Here is a 26,510-nt window from a genome sequence, read left to right on the forward strand (position 1 = left end):
ATTAAATTGCTAATGTATAATATCAACAGGATACATAAGGATGAGTAAACAGGAGAGAAGTATTGACTATGTTTATGATAATGAAGAAAAGAGAATAATAGATTTAAATGAAACTATTACGTCTCAGAAGGATGGTTTTGAAATAAGAAACCAATATAATTCTAATACTATTAGATTTACATGTGTAGAATGTGGGCAAAATTTAGTTTGCGCAAACAGTAGTAAAGACAAAGTTTACTTTAGACATCTACCTCAAGCAACATATTGTGTGTTATCTGATTCTGAACTATTAAATCCAGACAACAATTTATTAGAAGCCTATAAAATCTCTGCAATTTGTAAAGAAAGTCCGAGACATAAAGAATTAAAGCATAAAATTGGACAGTTACTGATGAAGGAGCCTTTTGTAGATCCTGGATCGATTGATATTGATTCAAAGTTTATTATTGGATTAGAAGGTAAAAGAAGACCAGATGTATATTGCGAGTATAAAGGATATAAATTAGCTTTCGAAATACAGTTGTCCAGTTTACCTTTACACTATATCAAACATAGATATGACTTTTATAAAAAGAATGGAATTTATCTTATCTGGATAATAGATTTAAAAAGTTTACCAACTAATTTAGATAACTATGTACGAGATATAAAGTTTGTATGGAGTGATCATAATCTATTTAGTATTGCAGATTATGAGAATGATAAACTTGTTTTTGCCTGTAATTATAAACAACCATTTATTCATAATAATAAGGTAGTCCATAGCAAATGGATGAAAAAAGATATTTTATTGAGTGATTTATTTTTCAATACCGCTGAATATTATTGTTATTACTATCCTTTTGGTTCTGAGTTTGTTAAAAAACAACAAGAACTTACTGAACTTGAACATAAGTACTTTATGTTAGCAAAAAAACAACAGACTAAGCAACAGATAGAAGAAAAAATAAAGATATTATTAAACAAAATCAGAGTATTTAGGGAAAAAGGAAATGATTTTAAAGAATTACGAGATGAATTTGAAGAGCTATATGAAGATGAAAAATCGTTTCTAAACAATAGAATAAATTGGGGAAAAGAAAAAGATGGAGTACCTTACTTATTTCACTATATTAAAAATTACAAAGCCACAAAAGATAGTATAGGGATGAATATAGTAGAATTTATTATTTCTAATCCTATTTTTGAATACGATGTAAATATGATAGATAATAATGGAAATGGAATACTTTATTATTTGTACAATAATCGGGAGCTTGTAAGAAAGGTTGATAAGTTAGAGCAGTTTATTGTATTAAGGGGATATGTACCAACTCCCAAAGACCTTGAAGTTTTAACTCAATTGTTTGACAAAAGAGGCAAAGGAACTTATTATATATTAATCTATTATTCTTTTTGTAAATCTATACCTGAAATGGAAAGAGTTAGAAGAGCAAGTGGATTTTTATTATTTGTAGAATCTGCTAAAAGAATGGAAATTATAGGTAAAAATGTAAATAGCTGGGTTCAATATATGGTTTTTGTTATTGATAATAATAAAAGATTATGGCAATACATTAGAGATGTACTAAACAAGACTTCTTTAGGTAAAGAACTTATACGAGTAGATTCAAAAGAAACTATTAAGAAAAGGATAGAAGAGAATCGATTAAATGCTTTATCACCAAGCAGAACCAATTATGATATTTATGTTAAAATACATCCTGATCTTTTTAAATATTAAATATTGCATAATAACAAACTGAGAAATTATTGATTTCTAAATAATAATATACTGATATTAAAAAAATAATGGCAAGAATGAAAATTTGGGCTTATGGAAAAAATAAGTTAACTAATGAATATATAAATGATGATTTTCAAAATAGAAAAAAAACGTTTTTTATCTGGGAAGCATTAAAGATAAAAAAGAACAATAACAGTTATTATAAGAATATCGTTTTTTTAAGTACTCAAAGTGATGAGAGTAAACGACAGGTTATGGAAGCTGTAAAATTAGGCTTTTTTAGATATTCAAATAAAGGTCAACGAGACGATTATACTGGAAGTGAAGAATCGTTATCTCATATGATTGCGATTCATGCTTTATCTGAATTAGATAAATTAAACTTCATCATAGGGAAAGAGAAACTAACTATTGTTCCTGAAGATATTTCTACTGAAGATGTAAAAGTACAATTTGACAATGGTAATTATTATATAGCAGATTTAATCTGTACCTATAAAGAACCTCAGAAGTTAATAGAAAAATGGGGAAATAAAATAGCTCTTGAAGTTAAGGTAAGTCATGGATGTGAACCTACAAAGGTTAAAGACTTTCAAGATTTTAATTATCCATTGATTGAGATTACTTTAAAACGAAATATGCAATTTCTTAAAGAAATAAATAAAGAAGAGTTTAATGAGGATGATATAGAGAATTATTATTTATTTTTAAAGAGAACGTTTTCAAAAACTATTTATGGAAAAATACTTTCTAATCATGTAATAGTTGATAGAGGCAAAGGTGTTGTAAATTGTGAGGAAAGGCTAGCTATAGAACAAAAAATGACTTTAGAAATGAAGAGAGATTTTGAATCTAAGCTTGATGTTTTAGAGTTTGAAAAAGAATCAGCAATAAGAGAAAATAAATTACTCAGAAAAGAAAATGAATTATTAATAAAAGAAAAAAGAAAGGTACTTCAAGAGATTAATACTCTTAAGAATCAATCTTTACTAAAAAAAATCATAGCACTTTTTAAATAGAACTACCAATAAAAACAAAGGATGAAGAAAATTAAAACTCAATCCTAAAAAATACAGACATGTTTTCAGACTCACTGAATCTGAAAATGAGAGACTGCTTACTTTGTTTGCATCATCAGGAATGATAAATAAAGTAAGCTTTCTTGTTTCTATGCTTTTAGATAGACAGGTTAAAACAGTAAAAGTTGCTGTAGCAGCACTGCAATATCACGGCTTACTAAACTGTTTAATCAATTTAGAGCAGTCGGGGTGAACTACAACCAGATTGTAAAGCTATGCAATCACTACTTCTCAGAAAATAGAGCTAAACGTTCTATTTCAAAACTTGAAGAGTATACGACAAACAAAACAAGGTTTAGTATATTTTTCTTTAAATGAAAAAGGGAAGAAGGTTAGTAATCCGTTTAAGGCTTCAATTTTTTTGAAAAATATGCAAGCTATCAAGAGTTTGAAAAGTATTTAAATCTTTAAAAGAAAGACAAAAAAATTCACCCAATAAAGCTAATCTAAAACAAACTATCGAGATAACGGTAAATACTACAAGTTTACAACAAGAATTTAAAGAAGAACTTTTAAATCACGGAGTAAACGTTATTATCTTCCAAAATAAATATAATCAAATCTATGGCGTAACTTTTATCGATCACAACTCAAAAAGTATCTATAAAGGTTCTGATTTAAGTAAAGAACTTTCTGCTAATACACTAAATAAAAAGTGGAGTAGTATAGAGGGGCAAATTAATGCAACCAAAAACAGGACAATGTCAAGTGGTCTTTGAAAAACGTATGAGCTCAAATGAAACTGAAGGAAATTCTATTTTTGAGTATTTAAACCCAGATTCGATGGGCTTTAATGCAACTGAATATGTACCATTATTTAACCTGCTTGATAACAATCAAGAAATAGATTATGAAGAGTTAATGTTTGAACAGAATATCAAACGGAAAAAGAAAAGAAATTAAAAATTATTTGATTTTTTTACTTCTAAAAATAATGTATATTAGAGCGATTTTAACTTAAATAATCAGAAACTAATGAGTGAGTTAAACCCTATGTTAGAAGTTCAACGTGAAAAATCTGGTTCTCAAACTAAAAGTAAATATGATTATCAGTATCATTGGGCTTTATACAAAGTTTTAAATGAACATTTATTAAGAAAAGAATATGCTGTTTTTGTAGAATTGCATGAAGATGTTATAATAAGTGATTCTTTAGATTCAAGTTTAGCTAAATTTGAATTTAATCAAATAAAAACAACATCTAAGAATATGTCTCATAATGAATTGACAAAGCTTAAAAATAAGGTTAAAGGGACTTCGGTATTAGCTAAATTAGTTAGTAATGCTAATGGAAAAACTTATTCTATGAAAATAGATGGTTTAAATTTGGTATCTGTATTCCCTTTTACATTAGAACTAAAAAAAAAAGGTTTACAATTGGATAAAATAACTTTAGAAGAGTTGTCCGAATCACAATATAAAAAATTAGAAGAAGCTATAAAGAATGAATTAGGAAAGGAGATACTATTACCACAAAACTTGCAATTTATAGTTTCAAGTCTTTCAAGTAAAAACTATCAAAATGATGTAATCGCTTCAATATCAAGGTTGATTGAGGAAATTTATCCTGAATCGTATTGTAAACCTAATGACATTTATCGGTTGTTATTAGATGAAATAAATACTAAAGGAACTATTACATATGATTTTTCAAAATGGGAAGAATTGTTAGAGAAAAAAGCTTTAACTTCAATTACTATTAGTAAAGTGATTAATAAATTCACTAGTTTAAAAGATGATGAGAAAATTAAAAATCAGTTTGACGATATCGCTAAAGAGCTAGGATTGAATACAATAACTAGTAGAAAATTAAAGCAAAGTTTTACAAATTATCGTTTAACTAGATTAGGCAATAAAAGTGTTTTTCAATTAGGAATGACAAAAAATATAACTAAATTAATTAATGAAGTAATTGATGATGGCGAGAATAACTTTAAAGAGTTAATAGAAAAAGTGTCAAAAAAAATAGATGAAAAATACAATAGTTTCTTTATAGAAACTATTGATTTAGAGGCTGCAATAATTTGTGAATATATATATAATTATGAGTGATACAGAAAAATATAAGGTTTTAATACATAATTTACGTACAGGAAAAAATGCCAAACTTAGAATTCAAACAACTACTAGTAGTATCAAATACAGCAAGGTCCGCAAATCAATTTCAATTCAAGAAACTAAATCTAATAAAAGCGAATAATAACAGTGTAGGTAAATCAACATTGGTTAAGTTACTATTTTGGGGATTAGGTTGTGAGCCAGAGTTTGATACTACTTGGAAAAGCTTTGATTGTAGCACAATTATTAGTTTTACTATTAATGAGAACGAATATGAAGTCCAAAGATATAAAAATAGTATATCTATGAAAGAGAATAAATCAATATCTCATTATTCAAAAATAACAGGTGATTTTTCTGAAAAGTTTGCAGAGATAGTTGGATTTAAAGCTTTATTACCAAACCAATCTACAGGAGAATTAGAAACACCTCCTCCTGCTTATTATTTTTTACCTTTTTATATAGATCAAAAAAGAAGTTGGTCAAAAGCTTGGGATAACTTTAATAATTTAGGGCAATATAGATCTTGGAAAGAAACTATAATTAAGTACCATGTAGGATTATTAACACCAGATTATTTTGAGTTTGAGATAGAAAAATCTATTAAAAAGAATACTAAAAAAAGTGTAACCACTGAAATAGAGAAGATAGACTCAACTCTTGAAGTAATTGAAGATTTTATACCACAAGAAATCATAACTAGTTTAAGTTATGATGATTTTGATGAATTGAAAAAAGAGATTGAGTATGATTTAAAGGATTTAACTATTAAACAGGAAACTGCATTTGATGATTATTCTAAATTACAAAACTTTAAATCGCATTTAGAACATCAAAAAGCAATAGCAGTAAAATTGGTTGAAGAGTTAGATAAAGATTATGTATTTGCTGTTGAAAATATAGAGAGTGGTAGTATTGATTGTCCTCTTTGTGGAACTACTTATGAAAATACAATTATGAATAAATCTTCTATTTTAGTAGATAAAAACCAAGCTGAAAGACAGTTAGAAACTATAATAAAGGATATTAATACCACTAATAAGAAAATTGAAAAGGTCATTTTAGATCTAAATAAGATAAAAGAAAATATTCATCAATTAAATACAAAATATTATAATGATGAATTAAATAATCAAAATGATTCTAATTTTTTGCATTTAATAGAAAATATTGGAGGTAACTCTATTAAAAGACTTGTTAAAGCTTCTCAAGATGTTAAAGTGCTTAAAGTTAAAGAATTGACTGCAGCTATTAAACTTGCGACGAAGAGTCAAAAGCAACTATATTCTAAGGAATTTATAGAAGATATTGAGTATAATTTTAATAGATATTTGAGTGAATATATTAAAATTCTTGATGCTACTGCAGTTAACTTATCGGAGATAAATTCACCTCTTTCATATAACAAAATAGTTAAAGAAGGAGGAGCAGCAGAAAATTCAAGAGCTATATTAGCATATTATATTGCTATTTATTCTTTAGTTGAAAAGTATAAAAATGAAGTTGTTTCTCCTTTAGTAATCGATACTCCAAACCAACAAGAGCAATCTGATAATAACTATTCAAATATTGTAAAACTTATAGAAGAAAAAATATCAAAAAACAATCAAGTAATTATTTGTGCAATGTCTAATCCCAAACTTCATTCATTAGAGAAAAATTCTCATGTAATAGAACTAAATGAATCCAAGATATTAGATACAAAGCAATATGAAGAAATTAAAAAAGTATTTGATTCATGGAATACAGCTATTAAAAATAACTAAATGTATAATTGTATTTTTATAAATAGCACTTAAAAGTATCTCAAATAAATAAAAAATATCTTTTTTTTTTAGAATACCGATAAATTAACAAAAGAGTATCTTTACTATAAAATGCTCTTTTGTTAGTTTTTCATAGTGCTAAAAATAATAAAATATGATTTTGAAAAATTTCTTATTTTCTGCAATTAAGGAACTATTTCACACCCTCTATTTATAGTTTTCTTGTTTTTTACTATTCCTCAAACTGAATAGAATCATTTAATAAAGTTTTGATTTTAGTAATATAATTTTTATTTTCAGTTTATTGTAGTAAATTCCTTAATTCACGTCCACTTTGTGTTAGCTGAAAAGAATATGTAATTGCTTTCCAGAGATATCGATATTTATATTTCTTCCAGCATAATTTACTTGTTCAAATTCTTGTGTTTGATTTTCTGCATAATTTACTAGTAGTGTCTCTACAGAACGAATCAAACCAGCCCCATCCAAATCAAAGAAATCTTCATAAGAAATATCATAATCTTCTAAAGGTCCAATATTTTGAAAGGCAAAACATTTGGATGTATTATATAACAGTTCTGATTGTCATCAAATGATAGATTGCATAATCTATTAAAAGAATTACCTATATCTGAAGTTAATACTGAAAGTAGTTGCAGAGTATATGGACTAATGCTACCAGGGTTAAAAATTTCTTTGGTTAATATTTTGAAAAATATCATTTAATTCTGAGTTACTTGAAAATAGATTTGATACAGATTCTGCCGCAGAATTAATTAGTTTAATTTTACCATCGCCTTTTGCTTTAATAATTTTTGATTGTGTTTCAAAGTAAGCAACAGGTAAATCAGAAGCACTTAATATTATTTTACCTATTCCTTTGGATAATGCAGTAATTGCGTTGTTTTTAATAATATCAAGGATAGGGATACTTTTAATAAGCTCTACTAGTCCATTGTTATTTTGTTGTATCATATAAAAATTCGAAAGACACTATTATGCCAAGTATTACCCTAAAATGCCATAAATCAGATTTAGCTAGTTTATAAAGTTTCTTTGTATGTATAATCTATTTGTATAGGTAGATAGATCAGTCACAGCGTACTGATGTATCTAAAAAGGTAAATAATAATGATTTTGCGTAAAGAACAACCATAAAACCGTCCCCATAAATTAAACTTAACGTCTTTTTTATTTATAGTTTTTTAGTTTTCCAGGCTATTAATAACAAATCATATATCTCTGTGTTTCTTGCTTTTTTCAGGTAGATCCATAGAATGTTTTGATTGCAAGCTAATTATAGCGCTAAGTTGTGTTTTAAAAATTAGTCATATATGAGCTAAAATACCACACATATGGTATTTTAATTATGTTAAATATGGGATAAAATTGCACTTTGTTCAATTAAAAATTAAAATTTTGAAAAAACTATTATTTACATTGTTAGGAGCTTCACTAATTATTTCTTGTTCTTCTGATGACGCTAAAATGAAAAAAGATGAATTAACTTATGATCACAATTCTTTTGTATTAAAAGATAATATTTCAAAAGTGAATTTAGATGTTCAAACAAATTTTGTGCCTTCTCATGAAAATGCGATGCTAATAAAATCAAATCAAAGAAGTGTTTTTTTAGAAAATAAATTTATAGACTCCTTTGGTGAAATAAGGACTGCTTTAGTCGAATATGATGGAATTGATTTGTTTACAATTTCATTTAAGGAAACAAGTTTAGTATACTACATAAAGAAAATAGCTGAAAATGAATTTGTTGTTTTAAATGAAAACAATGTCAAACTTCAAAAAATAGCAATGCTTTATGATGCTAGTAATAATTTAAACATTAAAACTATAGAGATTTACAACCATAAAAATCAGAGCAACAATAACAATTTAATTAGTACTAGAGGTGGATGGTATAGTTGCATGGAAGAGAGAATGTCTGATCCTTTGAATCAAGTATTGTTAGCAGGTGCCGCTGCTGCTGCCGTACCATCAGGAGGCTCTTCTTTTTTAGGCTATATGGCAGGAGTTGCAGGAATCGGAGTTTATTGTGCTTTTTAAAGAAATAATATGAAAAAAATAATTATATATCTATCTATAATACTAGGGGTTTTATTACTTAATTTCGTTTTAAAGGAACTTAATCTTTTACCTAAAATCCCTAGAGAATATATTATTCCTATTTCAATTTTATCTTTAATAATTGGTTCTATTATAGGCAGAACCATAAAGAAACGATCATTATAAAACGAAATTATTTATAAAAGCCTAACAAAACAAACCCTCATCTTTTTAAGACGAGGGTTTATCTATTATCACCCAATCATAATTTATTTTTAAAGTAGGTATTCAATTTATTAATAATTCATTCCTACTAAAAAAGCCATCTACAACTTCTCTCCAGGAACAGGCAAAAGTTACTGAGATCCATTTCGACCGAAAAAAGGTGTTTGACATTATGCGGGAGCTAAATATTCGTAATGGTTCCATTACTTTTAATCCAGATGGTTCTGTCACGGCCAAAGGGGATGAAATTGATTTGAAGAGTAAAGATGCTGGTGAGGAATTGGAATCTACAAAAGTAAAAGAGGAAAATGCTCAGTTGAGTTTTGATCAGGATGAAAAGAAAGCTGAAGAGGAGGGGTGGGAGGAAAGTGGATTGGAAGCAGTTTAGTTGGTGGGGGATAATTATACCATTAGGAATATCAACAATTATTGTAATCTATTTCATTAGAGGAAAATTATCTTGGATCAGTAGTAAAAAATAAAAAGGATACTTCATTTAAATGAAGTATCCTTTTTATTTTTTATAATATTTATAGGTGTTCATGTGATCAAAATTAACCTTCATTATATATTCTTCTTCGCCAGTATAATTATTTAGTAGATCATCTGTAAATCCCCAACCACCATTTTCTTTAGCTTTTTTTAAAATCTCAGTAATTGGATAAAAAGAATTTTTGTAGTTGCCTTTTTTACATAGAATTTCTTCAAATTTAAGACTTTGATTTGTATCGCAAATAATTAAATACCCCTTTCCTTCACTGAATCGATCAGCACAAATTAATGAAGAAGTAAAACTTGAAATTCTATCATTTTTATAAATTCTTGGAGTTGATCTAAATAATATTGGCCTAGTAGTTGGTAAATAATTTTTTAAAACAATTTCCCATATATCATAATAACTTTTATTTTTTTCTCCATTAGTTGTACGTATCCAATTACCAACAAACTTTTTTGTTTCAGGTAAAATGTTTGAGCCCTTTTCTAAGATATCAATCAGATTTTGGGCTATTTTTGATATATCTTCTTTTTTAATGCGATCCATAACACTTTTTAATTTTTTCAAACATTAGATGAGATGTTTATATTACAAGTTACTCTGTATCCTTTTTAATAAATCGTACAATAAACTAGCTGTATCAAGATTAACCAAAGATATGCTTCCTTCTTTACTTTTAATATTTGTAAAATAGGGATCGCTAACACATTCTATTCCAAATTTACATTCAAATATAATCAACGCCATTTCTGGACAAATATCAGCACAACCTGGTTGTTCAGGTAAATATTGAATACTAACATTAACATCTTTTAAGTTTCCAGTAGCTCTCCCTGCTGAAGCGGCTCCCATATCGAACGAAAAGAAACCATTACTATCAATTGACGTCTTTATGATGTCATCATTTAATAATTTAAAAATACTCTTTATATCGGAGTTGACTTTTTCAACCTTTGTCATTCCTTCAGGCAAGGGGTGAATTATGCTAGAAGAGATATTCTTCTCTATACTTTTAGTGTTACAAGAAATAAATAGAATAGCTGAAATCAGGATATAAAATATATTTTTCATCGTGTAAGTATAAGTGTGTAATAAATATTTAATGGTAATATAGTAAAATATTATATATTTAAATAATATGAAGTTTGAAGAAAAAGGAATTTGAACATATAGAAACGAGAATTACCTTAATCAAATAAAAAGAAATTAAAACACCAATGTCTACAAAAAATCTACAAATAACGAAATAAAAAAAAGCCTAACTATTTAAAAATCAATAGTTAGACTTTTTTATCTGTGGAGTCGCCGAGAATCGAACTCGGGTCCAAACAAGCAATCAGAGAGCTTTCTACACGCTTAGTTTCAACTTGAATTTTCGATCAGCAGCTTGGTTTGAAACAACCACTACTGACTTAGCCTCTAAGATTTCGGAAGATGTCCGAGACACTAACCTTCCTAGGTTTATTTTACGGTTCCCCTCAACAAAGCGCCACAAACCAAGGCTCTTAAGGGGAATCTAGCTCTTCCACCTGGTGGAAACTAAGGCAATCTTACTATAATTCAGATTATGCAGCTAAAGCGTAATTATTTTCGCCGTTTAAAAAGTTCGTTGTCTGATATTTACGAGCAAAACAACAACGCTCGACGTGCTTACTGACTAATTCCACTCGCTGTCAAAACCGATCGACCCCTTATAGAATAAGTTTTTAAGAGATTGCAAAATTACAATTTTAAAATAAAGAATACAACCTTTAAGGCTGAAAAAAGTTTAGATTTTTGGAATAACAGAGAAATACAGCTATATTTGCCAGAACCACCCTCAAAAAAACGAAACAACTAATTTATTATACATATTATGAAAATTGGCATTATTAAGGAACGAAAAAGTCCTCCTGATAGACGTGTTGTGTTTACACCTGAAATTCTAGCAAAGGCGTTGCAAACGTTTGATACCCTAGAAGCAGTCGTAGAACCTTCGCCTATCAGAATCTTTCCTGACCAAGCGTATGCTGACAAAAACATCCCCCTTAGTGATGATCTATCCGATTGCGATGTTTTAATAGGCGTAAAGGAGGTTCCCGTAGAGGATTTAATACCCAATAAAACCTACTTTTTCTTCTCCCATACCATTAAAGAACAAGAATACAATAGAGGTATTTTACAAACTTGTTTAGCAAAGAATATTCGCTTAATCGATCACGAAACTTTAGTGGACGAAAACAACAAGCGATTAATAGGTTTTGGGCGTTATGCAGGAATAGTAGGGGCATACAACACCCTTCGTGCTTTTGGATTGAAATATGAGCTATTTACGCTGAAAAAAGCGGAGCAAATGCTACATACAGAAGATTTAATTGCACAACTAAAAAAGCAATATTTCCCACCAATCAAGATTGCCGTTACAGGAAATGGAAAAGTAAGTCATGGAATCATGGAGATTTTAAATGGTATGAAAGCCAAAAAAGTTTCGATTGAACATTTCTTGACACAGAAATACGATATTCCGGTTTATACGCAATTAGAGGTAATGGATTACTACAAGCGCAAAGATGGAGGAGAGGCTACAAAAGCTGATTTCTACGCTAATCCAGAACAATACGAAAGTAATTTCGAGCGTTTTACAAAAGTGACGGATGTATTAATTACTGGGCATTTCTTTAAACATGGTTCGCCGAAGATCCTAACTAGAGCAATGTTAAATGCAATTGACAACAAGATTCAAGTAGTAGGGGATGTGTCTTGTGATGTAGATCACGGACCTATTGACAGCACATTAAGAGCCTCTACAATTGCAGATCCACTGTATGGCTATCACCCAGGTAAAAATGAAGAAGTAGCATTTGATCATCCAGCAGCGATTACTGTTATGGCGATTGACAACCTACCTTGCGAATTACCTAAAGATGCAAGTGAAGGTTTTGGAGACATTTTCTTAAACGCAATCCTACCTGCTTTTTTCAACAATGATAAAGACCAAATCTTAGCGCGTGCAACTGTTACACAAGACGGTCGTCTGACAGAGCGCTTTACTTATCTACAAGACTACGTAGACGGTAAATAGAAATATCGTTTTTGGCATACTTGGGACTTTAAATTGTTAAGAGTATGCCAAAAACAAATATTATTTGAAAAATTCCTAAAAAAATAGTTTTACTCCGTATATTTGTTGCGAAATTTACAATCTCAAAAAAGAACAAACTAACAATTGTGTAGCGATTGGCAGAAGATGCTTTAAAATTGTTACAAATTGAGTCTTTTTATTTCTAAATAAGTAATAAAAAGGGTCCTCAATCCAAACAATACGGATAGTTGTCTTCCAAAGAGCACGTATTTTTCCAAACAACAAGTCTATTATTTAATTGTTCAAGATAAAACTATGGAAGGTGAATTAACAAGCAAGGAGCTGCGTATTCAAAAAAAGATTAAAGATTCAGAAACTCACGTTTTTAGAACTGTTTTCCCAGGACAAACCAATCACCATGGTACCATGTTTGGGGGTGCTGTTTTAGCCATTATGGATGAAATCGCCTTTATGACCGCTACTCGCTTTTGCCGTAAACCAATTGTTACTGTTTCAAGTGATAAAATCGATTTCAATCAACCGATTCCTGTAGGAACTTTGGTTGAATTAATTGGAACAGTGGTACGTGTAGGACGTACAAGTTTAGATGTTAGGGTAGACGTATTCGTAGAAAGCATGTATAGAGAGGGCCGTGAAAAGGCAATCTCTGGTAATTTTACTTTAGTTGCGATTAACGAAAGCAAACGTCCAGTACCTGTAATGGATGAAATTGAAACGTTTTAAGTTTATTCAAATAAAACAAAAAAAGCTACTGTTTACAAACAGTAGCTTTTTTTGTTTGGACTTCTTTCAAGTATCCTAATCCCAATGGCGCAGTAATCTCCAAAATAACTTATTATTTAAAAAATTAAAATCACTAAGAATTGGCTTCCAAAATTAGTTAATTAAATCTACTATTCGTATTTTTAAAGAACAACCTGTTATATCAAAAAAATTATGAATATAAAAAATGTAACCGTTGCTGGTAGCGGTGTTTTGGGATATCAAATTGCATTTCAAACTGCTTTTCACGGATTTAATGTTATGGTTTATGATATTAATGAAGAAGCGATTAACAAGGCTAAGGCGAAGTTTGATCCGTTGAGTGAACGCTATAAAGAGGACTTAGGTGCAACTGATGCACAAATCGAAAAGACAAAGGCAAACTTATCGTACTCTAGCGATTTAAAAGCAGCGACAGCTTCGGCTGATTTGGTTATTGAAGCCGTTCCTGAAAGCCTAAAGATTAAAGTGAGTTTCTACCATGAATTAGCTGAAGTAGCACCTGCACATACTATTTTTGCTACAAATTCTTCTACTTTATTACCCAGTCAATTTGCAGAAGCGACGAAAAGACCCAAACAGTTCTTGGCGTTGCATTTTGCCAACGAAATATGGACGCATAATACCGCAGAAATTATGGGGCATCCGCAAACTGATCCTCAAATTTTTGATCAAGTAGTAGCCTTTGCAAAAGCAATTGGAATGATTACTTTGCCCTTACACAAAGAACAACCGGGTTATATTTTAAATTCCTTACTCGTTCCTTTTTTAGATGCGGCTACGAATTTACTAGTCAATGACGTATCTGATGCGCATACGATTGATAAGACGTGGATGGCTGCAACAGGAGCACCAACGGGTCCTTTTGGTATCTTGGATATTGTGGGAATAACAACGGCTTATAACATCAATAAAATGGCTGCTGATGCAACACAAGATCCACTAAAAATTAAAACAGTGGAATACCTTAAAAAGGAATTTATTGATAAAAATAAATTAGGTGTAGGAACTGGTGAAGGATTTTATACCTATCCGAATCCAGCGTACTTAGATAAAGATTTCTTGAAATAAACCACCTAGTATCAAACATAAAAAAGCCTCAAACACATCCTTGTATTTGAGGCTTTTACACTTAAAGTTTTACTTTAATTAATATTATGTAAAACACATAATATTAGTAATTTAAATATATTTAAATAACGGATTTAGTCATGCGATCATTCTGTAGTAAATCACGGCGTAATTCTGTGTTTTTAAACCCTATAGATGTCAATAACTCAACCATTTCTTGACCTAAATATTGATTGATTTCATAAAATAATTGTCCACCAGTTTGTAAATTATCAAAGGCTAATGCTGCAATTTTACGGTAAAAGATAAGAGGATCTTGATCTGTTACAAATAGCGCTGTATGCGGTTCATAATCCATGACATTTTTCTTTATTTCGACCTTTTCCAATTGACGAATGTAGGGCGGATTTGAAACAATCACATCGAATGTGGTAGCCAATTGGGGTAAAGCTAAAATGTCTTGTTGTATAAAATTAACTTGTACACCTAAATTTTTTGCATTTTGTTGTGCTACTTGCAAAGCTTCTGCAGCGATATCCAAAAGGGTAACTTGACTTTGTGGCAATTCTTTCGCCAAGGTAAGTCCAATGCAACCACTGCCAGTTCCAATATCCAAGATGCGTATGGGTTGATCAGCAGGAACACTCGCTAAGATCCATTCTACTAATTCTTCTGTTTCTGGACGAGGAATTAACGTATGTTCATTCACCTGAAAGGTATAACCGTAAAAATAAGCCTTGCCAAAAATATGCTGAATGGGCTTTTGATTGCGAAGTTCTTCCAATGTATGTGCCCATTTTTCAGGATTTGCAGTTACTAAATCCGGATGCATCACCAAATCAATGCGCGTTTTCTCTTCGAGTTCTTCCAAACAGAATAGAAACAATTGCTGAGCTTCTAACTCGTCGTAAATCGGAGTAAGCTCAGTGATAAACTGGTCTTGAAGTAATTTTATCAACATAGTTTAAAAGCTAAAACCTGTGAGTTTAGCTAAAAAGAATTAAATTTGTTCAAAGATACAGTTTTATCAATGTTGGAAAAAGACGAATACTATATTTCTCGATGTTTACAATTAGCCAAACAAGGAACTTTTGCAGCAATGCCTAATCCTTCGGTTGGAGCCGTTATTGTACATGACAATCAGATTATAGGAGAGGGGTTTACCGCTGCATACGGAGGTGCTCATGCAGAAGTTAATGCAATTGCCAGTGTAAAGAATCAAGCGTTACTAAAGGAAAGTACATTGTACGTTAGTTTAGAGCCTTGTAGTCACTTTGGCAAAACACCACCTTGTTCTGATTTGGTCATTGCCAAACAGATTCCCCGTGTAGTTGTTGGAACGATTGATCCTTTTGCTAAGGTTTGTGGAATGGGAATTCAAAAGATGAAAGACGCTGGAATTGAAGTCGTTGTTGGTGTACTAGAACAAGCATGTCAACAAAGCAACCAACGTTTTTTTACCTTTCACCAAAAGAAACGCCCGTATATTATTCTAAAATGGGCTGCAAGTCAAGATGGGTTTATTGCCCCTTTACACCGAGATGAACAAGCTCCTGTTTGGTTATCCAACGCATATGCAAAGCAGTTGGTCCATCAATGGAGAAGTGAAGAAATGGCTTTTCTAGTGGGTACAAACACCGTATTGGACGATAATCCGTCACTCACCACGAGAACGTGGTATGGCAAAAATCCCATTCGCATTTATTTAGACCGACAAGGAAAGATCAGCCCTTCTTTTGCTATTAACCAGCAAGAAGAACCCGCTATTTGTATTACAGCCAATCGAGCGCTGCAATCTACAGCACATACACAATACTATTACGCCGATTTTGATCAAGACTTAGTACAGCAAATTTGTACCATCTTGTACGACCTACAAATCATGTCGGTCGTTATTGAAGGAGGAACGCAAACCATTGAACATTTTATCGCGGCCAATCTTTGGGATGAAGCACGTATTTTTACAAGTGATGTACGATTAGGAGAAGGTATTCCTGCTCCTGAATTACCAAGCGCTGGTACAAGCAAGCGCTATACCATCGCGAATAATGAATTACATATTTTACACGCCAAATAATGACGGAAGAAAAAGATTTTTATAAAACCATCAGTCAACCTACAGAAGAAGTATTATACAAAGAAAAAAACAGCAAATTCTTTGGATATGCCTTTCCAATCAAAAAGGAAGAGGAGGTAAAAGAAATACTCGATCAGATTAAGAAAGTACATTACAATGCGCGCCATTGGTGCTATGCTTTTCAACTGGGGACTGATCCCGTTTATTATCGCGCCAATGATGATGGAGAACCGAGTAATACGGCTGGAGCGCCTATTTATGGTCAGATTCAATCCTTTGACTTAACGGATATCTTAATTGTTGTTGTGCGTTATTTTGGAGGGGTAAAACTAGGCGTTGGCGGACTTATAACGGCTTATCGCGCAGCAGCACAGATGGCTCTGGAAGAAGCGGATATTATCGAATGTACGATTGATAAAAAATTTAAAGTTCGCTTTGATTATAAAGACATGAATAATGTGATGCGCGTCATCAAAGAACGCAACTTGCAATTAGTGCAACAGAAATTAGAAATGACCTGCGAAATTGAGTTGTCGATTCGCAAGAGTGAATATCAACAAGCCTTAGATGCTTTTGTGCCTTATTATGAAGTCAAAGTAATTGAACCTTCAGCAGAAGATTATTAATTTTGCTTATATTTTAAACCTAAACTGCACATTCAAATGAAAGAAAACAATTCCTTGTCTATCATTCATTTACAAAAAATGGAATCTCCAATCGGAACGCTTGTTGTTTGTGCGAGTGAGAAGGGAATTTGTTTAGTCGAATTTGCTGATATTCAAGATTTAGAACGAGAATACCAACAAATCTGTAAAGAGAAACAAGCGCAAATTGTAGAAGGTTCTTCTGATTTAATCGAACAACTTAAAGGAGAATTGGATGCTTATTTTAAAGGAGAATTAAAAGTGTTTACAATTCCTTTAGATCTTATCGGTACGGAATTTCAAAAGAGCATCTGGCTGGGATTACAATCGATTCCTTATGGTGAAACTAAATCCTATAAACAGCAATCTGAACTTTTGCAGATTCCAAAGAGTATTCGAGCTGTAGCCAATGCCAATGGCAAAAATCGAATTGCTCTTGTTATTCCTTGTCACCGCATTATCGGAACAGACGGAAGTCTGACAGGATACAGAGGGGGAGTTTGGCGCAAAAAATTTTTGCTGGAACTCGAAAATAAGGAATATAATCAAACGGAACAATTGACTTTAGCATTAGAATAAGAATGAAAAAAATGTTTTTAGCATCATCCTTCTGTGATGTAGCGGATCTATTAGAAGCGTTTGTAGGAGAGAAATTACAAACTAAAACAGTAACTTTTATCCCAACAGCAAGCCTAGTCGAAGAATATAAAGGCCATGTAGAAAGTGACAAAAATGCTTTTTTACGTCTAGGTATGACTGTAGACGTATTAGAGTTAAGTGTGGCAAGTCCGGAAGAAATCAACACAAAACTTACGACCAATGATTATATTTTTGTGTCTGGAGGAAATACTTTCTATTTACTAGAACAACTTCGCCAAACTGGGGCTGATGCTCTTATCCAAGCAGAAATAGCAAAAGGAAAGATCTATATTGGTACATCTGCAGGAAGTATGATAATGGCACCTGATATTACTTATGTTGAAGCTATGGATGACAAGTCTAAAGCTCATGTATTACAGGATTATAAAGGGTTGCATCTAATTGATCAATATCCCTTGGTTCATTACCAAGATTTTCCTTTTGTAGAAGCTGGAGAGCAAATCTATCAAACCTATAAAGATAGACTTCCTTTAGTCTTACTAAGCAATAAACAAGTTTTACTCGTTGATAAGGATAAGATTGAAATCAAAACGAGATAAGCATACACCATAAAAAAGGGATTTCTACAAAACAGAAATCCCTTTCAGTAAATAATACAATAAAAAACAATATTTATCTACTATACTAACGGATGATTTCTAGTTTTGGTATATAGAAATGCATTAAAATTTCAATTTAATTCAGGGATATAACCAGGAGTGTAATAGCTAAAGCGGCTAATATCAATCCAATGATGTTTTTTCGATTCAGTTTCTCATTAAATAAGGTATATCCCAAGAGTGTACCTAGGAAAATTACTCCAAAATTCATTCCTGCAAACACAATGGTAGGGTTGGAGGAGAAGTGTTGATGGGCTTTCATGTAAAAGATGATATTGACGAAATTCAATCCTCCAATAAAAACACCTGAAGCCAGGTTGAGTTTAGCTAACTTAAAAATATTTTTCTTTGTCCCAAGTGTATAGGCAATTAGACTCAAAATCAAGGCTGTAGCAAAAACATAAAACAAACTTTGTGTATAGGGAATTGCCGAATACAGCGCTAATTTTTTAAAGCAAATATCAATGACACCAAATCCTAAAAAGGTTCCTAAGAGATAGAATGAACTCGTATTAGAACTGGTGTTTTTTGCTGTATTTCCTTTATTCAAAATAAAATAAACAGAAACCAACCCAACACCTAAAGCAATGTATCTCAATGTATTTAGCGCTTCATGGAAAATAAAAATGGCAGCTAAAATGGGAATCAACAGCGATAATCGTTGGGCAATATCCGTTTTAATTAAACCGGCATGCTTAATAGAGTAAAATTGAACCACAAAGATTGTCGGCAATAAAATCCCCAAAGCTGCAATAATTCCAAAAGGCATTGTCGCTGAAATTTGCGTAAAATCAACTTCAAAAATAAAGAAAGCCAATAACGAAGTGATGACGTAATTGACGATAATGATTTCAAAAATATTGATGGCGTACTTTTTTATGTATTTGAAAAATACACCCACAGAAACGCTTCCAAGAATACTACAAAGTAAATAGATCATGATAAATGCTATAGTGGCTACAAAAATAGAAATTCTAGGAATGTAGCCAATACGAGGAGGAGTTTAAATTTTCTATTTTACATAATATTAATTATGATGTAAATATATAATTAGGAGTAGAACCGTGGTTTCTTGCATATTGATTCAATATCTCCCAGCTATCGTTCTGTTCTTATTTAATAAATTCTTCTGCTGATATTGCATTTAAATTCCCATCCACAATAACTGTAATCTGTCTAGATTTTTCAATGTGTGCTTTGGTTAAGTATTTCAATACTGCTTGTACATTGTATGCGATAAATTGAACAGAATCTGCTGTTTGATAGTTTGCTTCTAATGCGCGTAATTCTTCCGTAAGCAAATCCATTTCATTTCGTAGCCTCTGGTATTCGCCTAAAACAATTCCAACAGTTTCTTGGCTTGTATCCTCAAGATCTGCTGTTGACGTTATGGTAATCTGATTTTCTAGTGGATTCGTTTGATTTAGTTCTTGTTGCTTTTCTTTTAAACGTCTTACTAAATCACTGGTCTTTGTTGCTAAACGGTCTTTTTCCGTTAACGTATCTATTTGAATAATAGCTACACTGGTTCCTTGTTTACTTAAATCTAATCCGATTTCATTTGCAATATAATATTGCACAACGGGCATGAATTGATTCTCTTTTATTTCTTTTTCTTTATTGCAGCTCAAACCCACAAGAACTACACATAAAAACAGTATTCTTTTCATTTTCATACCCCCAACCTTTAACAAAATTTTAAATTAAATGTACGAAAAAATCAATAATATTTACACTTTTACCTCTATATTCTATCCAATACTTACAAAAAAAAATAAAAAAACCACGCATTGCGTGGTTTTACTGCTTAATTTTTTATAAAATCTTTTCGTTTGATTACTTGTAAATCCTTACTGACAATAATGCCCAATGTATCCGTTTTAATGATGCGATCTTGGTTTCGAATATGCAATAAGGCACTTACTTTATAGGCTACAAATTGCTTGTCATCTGCTGTTTTTTCCTTGGCAATCACTTCTTCTAATTCTTTAATTAAAGGTGCTGCTTTCGCTTCTATTTCGCTATACTCCCGTACTGCTTTATCGATTTCCGTTCGCACATTTGCTACAGGGTGAATTTTGTACAACAACATGTATTGATTTACGGCATGACGCTGTAATTCAATAAAGGGTAAATAGCCTACTTGTAATTCTTCAAGTAGATCTTGTCCTTTGATGTACAGTCGATTTTTCTCTGTTAAGGTATCTATGCCAACAATGGTTAGGATATTTTCTTTTTTCTTCAAATCAATCCCTAACTCAGCTTCTACATAGGGAGTTACTGCAGCCCGCATGCGGTCTTTAAAAGTATCTTGCCAGGTAAAAGACGATAAAACAACAAAACTAACGAGAAGTAAAAGATTTCTTTTCATTTCTTATCTATTGGGATATAAATTAAAGCGTAATTTACATCTTTTGTACTAATTTTCACTGAATCTCCAGCGAATTATCGTCTTCTTAAAAAACGAATGGCTTATCTACGCTATTTTCCGCTAAATTTTACATCACTCAAGGTGTTCATAAAGGCAATCAAGGCTTCTTTTTCTGTCTCCGTTAAAGGCAATCGATTCTCGTTATCTTTAAAAATAGGATCTAAATTCGCGGCATCCAACACCCCTTGATCCATATAATCCAATACCGCTTGTAGGGTTTCGAATTGTCCAAAACTCCCATAAGGCGCTGTATAGGCAATATTGCGCAAGGAAGGAACGCGAAAACTCATATAGTCATTTAAATCTCCTGTAACACGGGCTCTACCCGCCTCATTTGAATCGCTATTCAGGGGGAAACCAATGTTTCTAAACGTCTGATCTGTAAATAATGTTCCACTATGACAACTGGCACAGTGCTGCTGAAACAAATGATGTCCTTCTTGTTCTTGGGCTGTAAATTGTGCTTCTTTACGTTGAACCTGATCGTATTTACTGTTGGCTGAAATTAAGGTATATTCATATTGAGCTATACTTTTATAAATTCTTTGATCGGTAATCTCACGATCTCCAAATGCCTGAAAAAACAACTTCTGATAATCAGGGTCATTCTTTATTTTACCAATCACCTCTACCACAGAGGAATGCATCTCTTCGGGCATGATAATAGGCACGATGACTTGGCCTTCCAATTGACGCTTACTTCCATCCCAATTGTAATATTGCATAAAGGCCAGATTTTGAATCGGCGGAACATTGCGCAAACCTACCTTCCCTTCTATTCCAATCGCTTGTTTTTGATGATCTGCATAGGCACTTGCTTGTATGTGACAAGTTGCACAAGACACCGTATTATCTCTACTTAAACGTGGATCTGTAAAAAGCTTTTCTCCTAAAATAACACCGTACTTCGTCGGTTGGTTTTTAAAAAAAGCAGCATTCAATTCTGGAAAATCTGCTGGAATCGTCAAATCCAATACGGGATTGTCTGTGATTGGTTCATACACATCATCTGAACTACAAGAAACAAGGCCTAAAAGGAATAGCAATACACTGATTTTCTTTATTTTATTTTTCATAGTAAAAACGAAAGAGCCGTTGAGACCAACGGCTCATATTTAATTTAATTTTTTACCTGAAGAACAGAAAACATTCCGCTTACATCACTGCGTCCATTTCCGCCTAAATTATCAACAAATTTGACCATTTGAACTGCTGTATGCACATTAGGTGTTGCGTTGCTATCCGAATCTGTCCCAGACTTCAGCTTAATTGTATTTGATTTTCCGCTTAATAAGGCGTTAAAATCAGCTTTAATCAAAATTTCAGGTGATGATTTTCCTACTTGCGCAAAAACAGGTAAGTCTAACGTAATATCGCGATAAGCATCTACTCCTTGTTTTAAATCTTCATTTTCTCCATTTTCTAGCGTGCTTCCTGTATGAATCGATAAAGGTTTGTGATCTGCTTCATAAAAACCTTCAATCTTCGTGAAACGATATCCTGTACCCCATTCCCACATCATTTGTGTATCATTAGCTCCAGCTGCAGCATAAAAATTAGGGAATCTCACTTCATTCAATACATTTAAATCATTTCGCACCCCCAAACCAAACTTGATCTGTTTGTATTCTCCTTTTGGAATATCGCGTAAAACATAGCTTAAACTACTTGCTTTCGCTTGATCAATAACTGTAGCACCTTGGTCTAAATCATTGATAAAATACGGAATTTCTTTTCCGTCATTCTTGATTAGACGGATGTTACTAATTACATATTTCAACTCGTTAAAATGGTGTACTTGTCCTTCAACAGAGGTATTAACTGTTGCTGTAGTTGACGTAGCATCCCCCAAAACAATCGTTTTATCCCCAAAGGTATTCGTGAAAGATAAAGTGATTTTATTGGCAGCTGTACTGTTATCATCACTTGAACAAGATACCATAGCTAAGGTAAGAGCAGCTAAAGCGAAGTATTTTTTTACGTTTTTCATTTGTGTATTATTTATTGTGTTTTGTTTAAAAATTAAGTTTTAAGGAGGTGAAAATATTGCGTCCCATCCTTGGTATATTGCCCCAATCGGCATAAGTGGAATAGTATTCATTGAGGAGATTTTCGGCTCCAATTTGAAAAACTGCTTTGACGTCTTTTACATAAAAAGAATAATCAACAGAAGCATTCCAAATAGCATAGGAAGGCGTTTGACTTTCTCCATACTCCGGGCTATAATCGCGTTGTTTGGCATCTCCATGAACGGAAGTCTGCATACCAAAATCTCTATAACTATAATGCAATGTCGTTTGATAGCTCAATGGTCGAATAAAAGGCAAATTGCCTTTATCATCATCTTGTCCTTTCGCATATGTCAACGTTCCTTTCCAATGCAAGTCATCGGTAAGATTGTACGATCCTGTTAATGAAAAGTTGAACAACGTAGCATAATCCAAAGAGGTATAGCCTTTTACACCGACAGATTGATAATTCATCGGGCTACCTAAGCTCAAAATACGTCCAATGATATAATCCTTGATGTAGAAGTAATTCGCCTTCGCTTGTAGTCCAAAACGCTTTCCTTTATACCCTACACTGGCATTTAATTCATGGGAAACTTCATTTTTCAAATCGGGATTTCCAATGTAATCATATCGGTCATAACTGTTGTAAATGTAGTATCCATAAGCTTCTGAAACAGAAGGTGCTCTATGACCATATCCTGCTCCTAAAGCAAACGTAAAAGCATCTAACGTAACCTCATAGCTCGCATGTAAACTAGGCAAGACTCTTGTTTTTTCTTGATCTGCTCCTGGGTGGAAAATCCAATTGAATTCAACGTATTTGGATTTATTGTAATTCACACCTAAGCCCCCTCCAACATGCAATTGACTAATGGGTGAAAAGGTGATTGTATTATTTAACGATATCCCTCCATAAGTAGTTGTTACCCAAGGCCAAGTATAAGCAAACATGCTTTGTTTGGCGCGATCTTGTGGGTACATGCGCATCTCTGCAATCGAAAGGTTATTGTACACATTCAGCTGTAATTCAGAAGCGTAGATTCCTTTTTTAAAATCTGCTTTCGATACCAAACCATACGTAGTACTCCAACCCGGCATATCCATGTGAACTAAATTCTCTGGGCGGGTTGTATCATCCATATAATGTTCAATTGCATTGAAATACGCTTTAGAATCCCAAGCCTTAATAAATCGATCCTCGAATAATTGCTTGTAACTTATGGACGTAATAATGGCACGTGACAACCATAAATCCATCGGCAAGGCTGGAAATCCAACATCTTTAGCCACATCAAAAATAGCATCCACTCGAACAGAAGATAATTCACTGGTTTTATGCGCAATACCTAAGGAAGTATTGAATTTTTTATACTGAGAGTGATTGACTTCTTGGTTCTTTCCATCCTCGTAATTTTGAGCGGTACGGTAAGCGATACTGGCATCAGTTGCCCATTTCTTGGTCGAGAAGGAAATATTCCCTAGATTATAAAATTGCTTGTTGTTGAATTCAAATCCACTTTGATATCCTCCTGTCCATTGATTATAAGGACTAAAACCTGTACTTTTTCTTTTTAAGTCGATACTACCCGCTATAGTTGAGCCGTGCATCCCTCCTTCTTGTCCAGATTGTATATCTACAGCGGCTAAGTTGTTACTTTCTACATAAGACGTAATCGGGTCCATCTTATCTGTACAAGCCCCAAAAATATGCATTCCATCAATCGTAAGCGTTGATCGTTCGGTGCTCATATTATTCAATAATGGCTCCCATGCATAGGCTCCGCGTTTAATAAAGCTAATCTGTTCCGAAGAAGCTAAATACTCATCCACAGAAACCGCCATTTTTAAATCCGTTTTAATTTTGGCTTTGGCTTGAGTCATTACCGCAATTTCATCTAGTACAGTAATACTATCTTGTTCTACACCTGGGTGTTGAGCGAAAGCTCCTATTGATCCGAAGAACAATAAAAATGATAAACTACGCATAACCTAAAAAAGTATATCAAGATGTAATTCACTCTTCACTCCTTCTATACCTGGAGTAAAATCTAAAGGCACTTTAGTTCCTTTTACTATACGTCCTTGGTTGTTTTGGAGAATAAAATTCAACGTCCAATTCCCTGTCATGGTGTAATTAACCACTCCATGATAGAAACCATCTTCTTGTTGGATTAAGTCTTTATTGTTAGGAGATGAATGATTTCCCATTGAAGGTTCTGGCATTCTTGGATCTAAATACAACAAATAATTATCAGCAATTTGATACGTCTCATGTAAAGTTGTAGCGGATTTATTCTTTTTAAAAATACTGGCTATCAATGCATTTTCAGCTACTTTGGGTTGAATGGGTGCAACAAGTGCAATAAGATACTCTTCTTGATCTTCTCCTGTAAAAGAAGTCATATTCAAGTTCTTATTGGTTTGTTTTTCCACCAAAATAGGTTGGGTTATTTCAATCTTTTGACCTTGAATAGTCACTTCGATTGATACGTGCCAATCCCCAGCTGTACTTTGTTTGGTGAATACAGTATATCCTTTGTAATAGTGTTCTTGTTTTTGATACACCAATTCATACAAATTAGGAGTTGCTTCTTTTTGTCCCTCTGTTGTCGTTAAAAAGGGAAAGAAAGTAGCTTGAGCATCTTCAACAACTTGGTTATTCGCTGCTTGAGCAATTCGCACACGAACCTCATTATATCCTTCATACCAATGCCCTTGAAGCGCCTCTACACTTATTTTATAGGCAGACTTGGTTACGGAAAAAACCTCTTTAAATTCACGGTGATCTGGTACTACAGTATTCGTCTCAGACTCATAATCTGTTTTTTCCATAGTACAAGCGGTAACAACAAAAAGTGCTGTTAGCAAATAAATAAAATTTTTCATTGTTTTCAATAATGGCTCTAGTAACTATAGTAGGTTGACTATAGGCTTATTTCTTTATTAAAAAACAAAGTAAAGCACTTGGTTGCTGCATGCATTAACTGCATCAACGTTTAGTTACCATCCAATGAGCCTTTAGAGATAGTATTCGAATACTATCTAGGGTTGAGAACTCAATTAAAAATACGATAGATGGAATGGAATACCATAGGATGACTATACTAAGGCAAGCGATAAAAATGCGCAAAACCTAGTATACTCAAACGTAATTCCTCATCTTATTTTCAATTTAGAAAACGGGAGGTCTGAACAGTAAATTAGAGAAGGAAAAAGAATATAAACTTGTTACAGCTCGGTCATTTTTAATGCGATACGGATTAAAAACAACAGCACTTATCGTTTCAAGTGCCTGATAATACATAATTTGTAGTTCGGCTGAAGCAAAGTTTACCTTATTTTTTTCTGTTTTGGTATCAGAAGCATGTGCCATCTCCTTTTTTAAGTGACATTTTCCATTACATTCCAGTTCTGGCTTGTCTTTATTGACACACAATTCATTTTTGATATAATCATATAGCACTACATATTCCACAACCGGTAAGACTGGTTTGAAAAACATAAATAAGGATAATATGAGAGTGGCTATTTTCACCTTACAAAGGTCAGCTATATTTTTAAAAAGACAAAATTTGGTGGTGTTTCTGTGAATTAATGGATTGAAAAAGTAAATCTAACAGCTAAAAATGGCAATACTCTATTTTATTTCCATTATTTAACTGACTATTGAAGGGCTATAAAGAAAAAAAGCGGATGTCTTTTACAACATCCGCTGGGGTAAACTAACCTCTGTTTTTATTATGAACAAAGAAGGTTTA

Annotated in this window: 27 protein-coding genes, 1 other RNA gene and 1 pseudogene; 15 read left to right on the forward strand and 14 right to left on the reverse strand. The window is 32.4% G+C overall.

Going from position 1 to position 26,510, the window contains the following annotated elements:
* Positions 1-40 precede the first annotated feature (40 nt).
* From ACUTSE_RS17080 to ACUTSE_RS17105, 6 genes and pseudogenes are all read left to right on the forward strand, one after another.
* Positions 41-1,723: a DUF6035 family protein gene (locus tag ACUTSE_RS17080; RefSeq protein ID WP_445641118.1), complete on the forward strand. Its 1,683-nt coding sequence runs from the start codon at positions 41-43 to the stop codon at positions 1,721-1,723.
* A gap of 68 nt (positions 1,724-1,791) precedes the next feature.
* Positions 1,792-2,745: a hypothetical protein gene (locus ACUTSE_RS17085; RefSeq protein WP_445641119.1), complete on the forward strand. Its 954-nt coding sequence runs from the start codon at positions 1,792-1,794 to the stop codon at positions 2,743-2,745.
* A gap of 85 nt (positions 2,746-2,830) precedes the next feature.
* Positions 2,831-3,123, forward strand: a pseudogene (locus ACUTSE_RS17090) (plasmid mobilization protein); the annotation flags it as partial.
* A 363-nt stretch (positions 3,124-3,486) separates the two neighbouring features.
* Positions 3,487-3,708 (forward strand): hypothetical protein, encoded by a 222-nt coding sequence (locus ACUTSE_RS17095; protein ID WP_445641120.1) that lies wholly within the window; start codon positions 3,487-3,489, stop codon positions 3,706-3,708.
* Between the two features lie 72 nt (positions 3,709-3,780).
* On the forward strand, positions 3,781-4,857 hold the full coding sequence (locus tag ACUTSE_RS17100; protein WP_445641121.1) for a DUF4297 domain-containing protein: 1,077 nt from the start codon (positions 3,781-3,783) through the stop codon (positions 4,855-4,857).
* A 47-nt stretch (positions 4,858-4,904) separates the two neighbouring features.
* The gene (locus ACUTSE_RS17105) at positions 4,905-6,629 is read left to right on the forward strand and encodes a hypothetical protein (RefSeq protein WP_445641122.1); all 1,725 of its coding nucleotides are present in this window, start codon (positions 4,905-4,907) and stop codon (positions 6,627-6,629) included.
* Positions 6,630-7,153: 524 nt separating this feature from the next.
* Here ACUTSE_RS17105 and ACUTSE_RS17110 read toward each other — a convergent pair.
* Together ACUTSE_RS17110 and ACUTSE_RS17115 are read right to left on the reverse strand one after the other, a co-directional pair.
* Positions 7,154-7,351, reverse strand: coding sequence for a DUF2806 domain-containing protein (locus tag ACUTSE_RS17110; RefSeq protein WP_445641123.1), 198 nt, complete (start codon positions 7,349-7,351; stop codon positions 7,154-7,156).
* Entirely contained in the window at positions 7,314-7,604 is a 291-nt protein-coding gene (locus ACUTSE_RS17115; RefSeq protein ID WP_445641124.1) for a hypothetical protein, read from the reverse strand. Before ACUTSE_RS17115 ends, ACUTSE_RS17110 begins: the two co-directional genes overlap by 38 nt.
* A 444-nt stretch (positions 7,605-8,048) precedes the next feature.
* Between ACUTSE_RS17115 and ACUTSE_RS17120 the strand changes: the two genes are divergently transcribed.
* On the forward strand, positions 8,049-8,693 hold the full coding sequence (locus tag ACUTSE_RS17120) for a hypothetical protein (RefSeq protein ID WP_445641125.1): 645 nt from the start codon (positions 8,049-8,051) through the stop codon (positions 8,691-8,693).
* 397 nt (positions 8,694-9,090) lie between these two features.
* A complete protein-coding gene (locus ACUTSE_RS17125) occupies positions 9,091-9,306 on the forward strand; it encodes a hypothetical protein (protein ID WP_445641126.1) in 216 nt (71 codons plus the stop codon).
* Positions 9,307-9,432: 126 nt separating this feature from the next.
* Here ACUTSE_RS17125 and ACUTSE_RS17130 read toward each other — a convergent pair whose 3' ends face one another.
* From ACUTSE_RS17130 to ssrA, 3 genes are all read right to left on the reverse strand, one after another.
* Entirely contained in the window at positions 9,433-9,981 is a 549-nt protein-coding gene (locus ACUTSE_RS17130; RefSeq protein WP_445641127.1) for a hypothetical protein, read from the reverse strand.
* A 21-nt stretch (positions 9,982-10,002) separates the two neighbouring features.
* Positions 10,003-10,485 carry a hypothetical protein gene (locus ACUTSE_RS17135; RefSeq protein WP_445641128.1) on the reverse strand — a complete coding sequence of 161 codons (483 nt, stop codon included), beginning with the start codon at positions 10,483-10,485 and terminating at the stop codon, positions 10,003-10,005.
* A gap of 223 nt (positions 10,486-10,708) precedes the next feature.
* Positions 10,709-11,105: a transfer-messenger RNA gene (ssrA, locus tag ACUTSE_RS17140) on the reverse strand.
* A gap of 164 nt (positions 11,106-11,269) precedes the next feature.
* Between ssrA and ACUTSE_RS17145 the strand changes: the two genes are divergently transcribed.
* The 3 genes from ACUTSE_RS17145 to ACUTSE_RS17155 all read left to right on the forward strand — a co-directional run bounded on the left by ACUTSE_RS17145 (position 11,270) and on the right by ACUTSE_RS17155 (position 14,329).
* A complete protein-coding gene (locus tag ACUTSE_RS17145; RefSeq protein ID WP_445641129.1) occupies positions 11,270-12,475 on the forward strand; it encodes an NAD(P)-dependent oxidoreductase in 1,206 nt (401 codons plus the stop codon).
* Positions 12,476-12,790: 315 nt separating this feature from the next.
* Positions 12,791-13,219, forward strand: a complete 429-nt coding sequence (locus tag ACUTSE_RS17150; protein WP_002992508.1) for an acyl-CoA thioesterase — start codon at positions 12,791-12,793, stop codon at positions 13,217-13,219.
* A 213-nt stretch (positions 13,220-13,432) separates the two neighbouring features.
* Complete coding sequence (locus tag ACUTSE_RS17155) at positions 13,433-14,329, forward strand: 3-hydroxyacyl-CoA dehydrogenase (RefSeq protein ID WP_445641130.1); 897 nt, start codon at positions 13,433-13,435, stop codon at positions 14,327-14,329.
* A gap of 121 nt (positions 14,330-14,450) precedes the next feature.
* On the opposite strand, the gene prmC is transcribed toward ACUTSE_RS17155, so the two are convergent.
* Positions 14,451-15,290, reverse strand: a complete 840-nt coding sequence (gene prmC / locus ACUTSE_RS17160; RefSeq protein WP_445641131.1) for a peptide chain release factor N(5)-glutamine methyltransferase — start codon at positions 15,288-15,290, stop codon at positions 14,451-14,453.
* Positions 15,291-15,335: 45 nt separating this feature from the next.
* On the opposite strand from prmC, the gene ribD reads away from it, so the two are divergent.
* From ribD to ACUTSE_RS17180, 4 genes are read left to right on the forward strand one after another with little or no spacing between them, the layout of a single operon-like run.
* On the forward strand, positions 15,336-16,406 hold the full coding sequence (gene ribD, locus ACUTSE_RS17165; protein WP_445641132.1) for a bifunctional diaminohydroxyphosphoribosylaminopyrimidine deaminase/5-amino-6-(5-phosphoribosylamino)uracil reductase RibD: 1,071 nt from the start codon (positions 15,336-15,338) through the stop codon (positions 16,404-16,406).
* Positions 16,406-17,032, forward strand: a complete 627-nt coding sequence (locus ACUTSE_RS17170) for an IMPACT family protein (RefSeq protein WP_445641133.1) — start codon at positions 16,406-16,408, stop codon at positions 17,030-17,032. The genes ribD and ACUTSE_RS17170 overlap by 1 nt, the downstream gene beginning before the upstream one ends.
* A 36-nt stretch (positions 17,033-17,068) precedes the next feature.
* A complete protein-coding gene (locus tag ACUTSE_RS17175; RefSeq protein ID WP_445641134.1) occupies positions 17,069-17,629 on the forward strand; it encodes a methylated-DNA--[protein]-cysteine S-methyltransferase in 561 nt (186 codons plus the stop codon).
* A gap of 11 nt (positions 17,630-17,640) precedes the next feature.
* Complete coding sequence (locus ACUTSE_RS17180) at positions 17,641-18,249, forward strand: Type 1 glutamine amidotransferase-like domain-containing protein (protein ID WP_445641135.1); 609 nt, start codon at positions 17,641-17,643, stop codon at positions 18,247-18,249.
* A gap of 136 nt (positions 18,250-18,385) precedes the next feature.
* Here the strand turns inward: ACUTSE_RS17180 and ACUTSE_RS17185 are convergent, their stop codons facing one another.
* The 8 genes from ACUTSE_RS17185 to ACUTSE_RS17220 all read right to left on the reverse strand — a co-directional run bounded on the left by ACUTSE_RS17185 (position 18,386) and on the right by ACUTSE_RS17220 (position 26,254).
* Positions 18,386-19,249 carry an EamA/RhaT family transporter gene (locus ACUTSE_RS17185; protein ID WP_445641136.1) on the reverse strand — a complete coding sequence of 288 codons (864 nt, stop codon included), beginning with the start codon at positions 19,247-19,249 and terminating at the stop codon, positions 18,386-18,388.
* Between the two features lie 172 nt (positions 19,250-19,421).
* On the reverse strand, positions 19,422-19,985 hold the full coding sequence (locus ACUTSE_RS17190) for a hypothetical protein (RefSeq protein ID WP_445641137.1): 564 nt from the start codon (positions 19,983-19,985) through the stop codon (positions 19,422-19,424).
* A gap of 131 nt (positions 19,986-20,116) precedes the next feature.
* Entirely contained in the window at positions 20,117-20,680 is a 564-nt protein-coding gene (locus ACUTSE_RS17195) for a hypothetical protein (protein WP_445641138.1), read from the reverse strand.
* Positions 20,681-20,790: 110 nt separating this feature from the next.
* A complete protein-coding gene (locus ACUTSE_RS17200) occupies positions 20,791-21,816 on the reverse strand; it encodes a cytochrome-c peroxidase (RefSeq protein WP_445641139.1) in 1,026 nt (341 codons plus the stop codon).
* Between the two features lie 44 nt (positions 21,817-21,860).
* Entirely contained in the window at positions 21,861-22,730 is an 870-nt protein-coding gene (locus tag ACUTSE_RS17205; RefSeq protein WP_445641140.1) for an MbnP family protein, read from the reverse strand.
* A gap of 25 nt (positions 22,731-22,755) precedes the next feature.
* On the reverse strand, positions 22,756-24,738 hold the full coding sequence (locus tag ACUTSE_RS17210; RefSeq protein WP_445641141.1) for a TonB-dependent receptor plug domain-containing protein: 1,983 nt from the start codon (positions 24,736-24,738) through the stop codon (positions 22,756-22,758).
* Positions 24,739-24,741: 3 nt separating this feature from the next.
* Positions 24,742-25,638 (reverse strand): hypothetical protein, encoded by an 897-nt coding sequence (locus tag ACUTSE_RS17215; RefSeq protein ID WP_445641142.1) that lies wholly within the window; start codon positions 25,636-25,638, stop codon positions 24,742-24,744.
* A gap of 286 nt (positions 25,639-25,924) precedes the next feature.
* A complete protein-coding gene (locus tag ACUTSE_RS17220) occupies positions 25,925-26,254 on the reverse strand; it encodes a hypothetical protein (RefSeq protein ID WP_353099622.1) in 330 nt (109 codons plus the stop codon).
* Positions 26,255-26,510 lie beyond the last annotated feature (256 nt).

Source organism: Myroides sp. TSA_177.3, assembly GCF_052691955.1.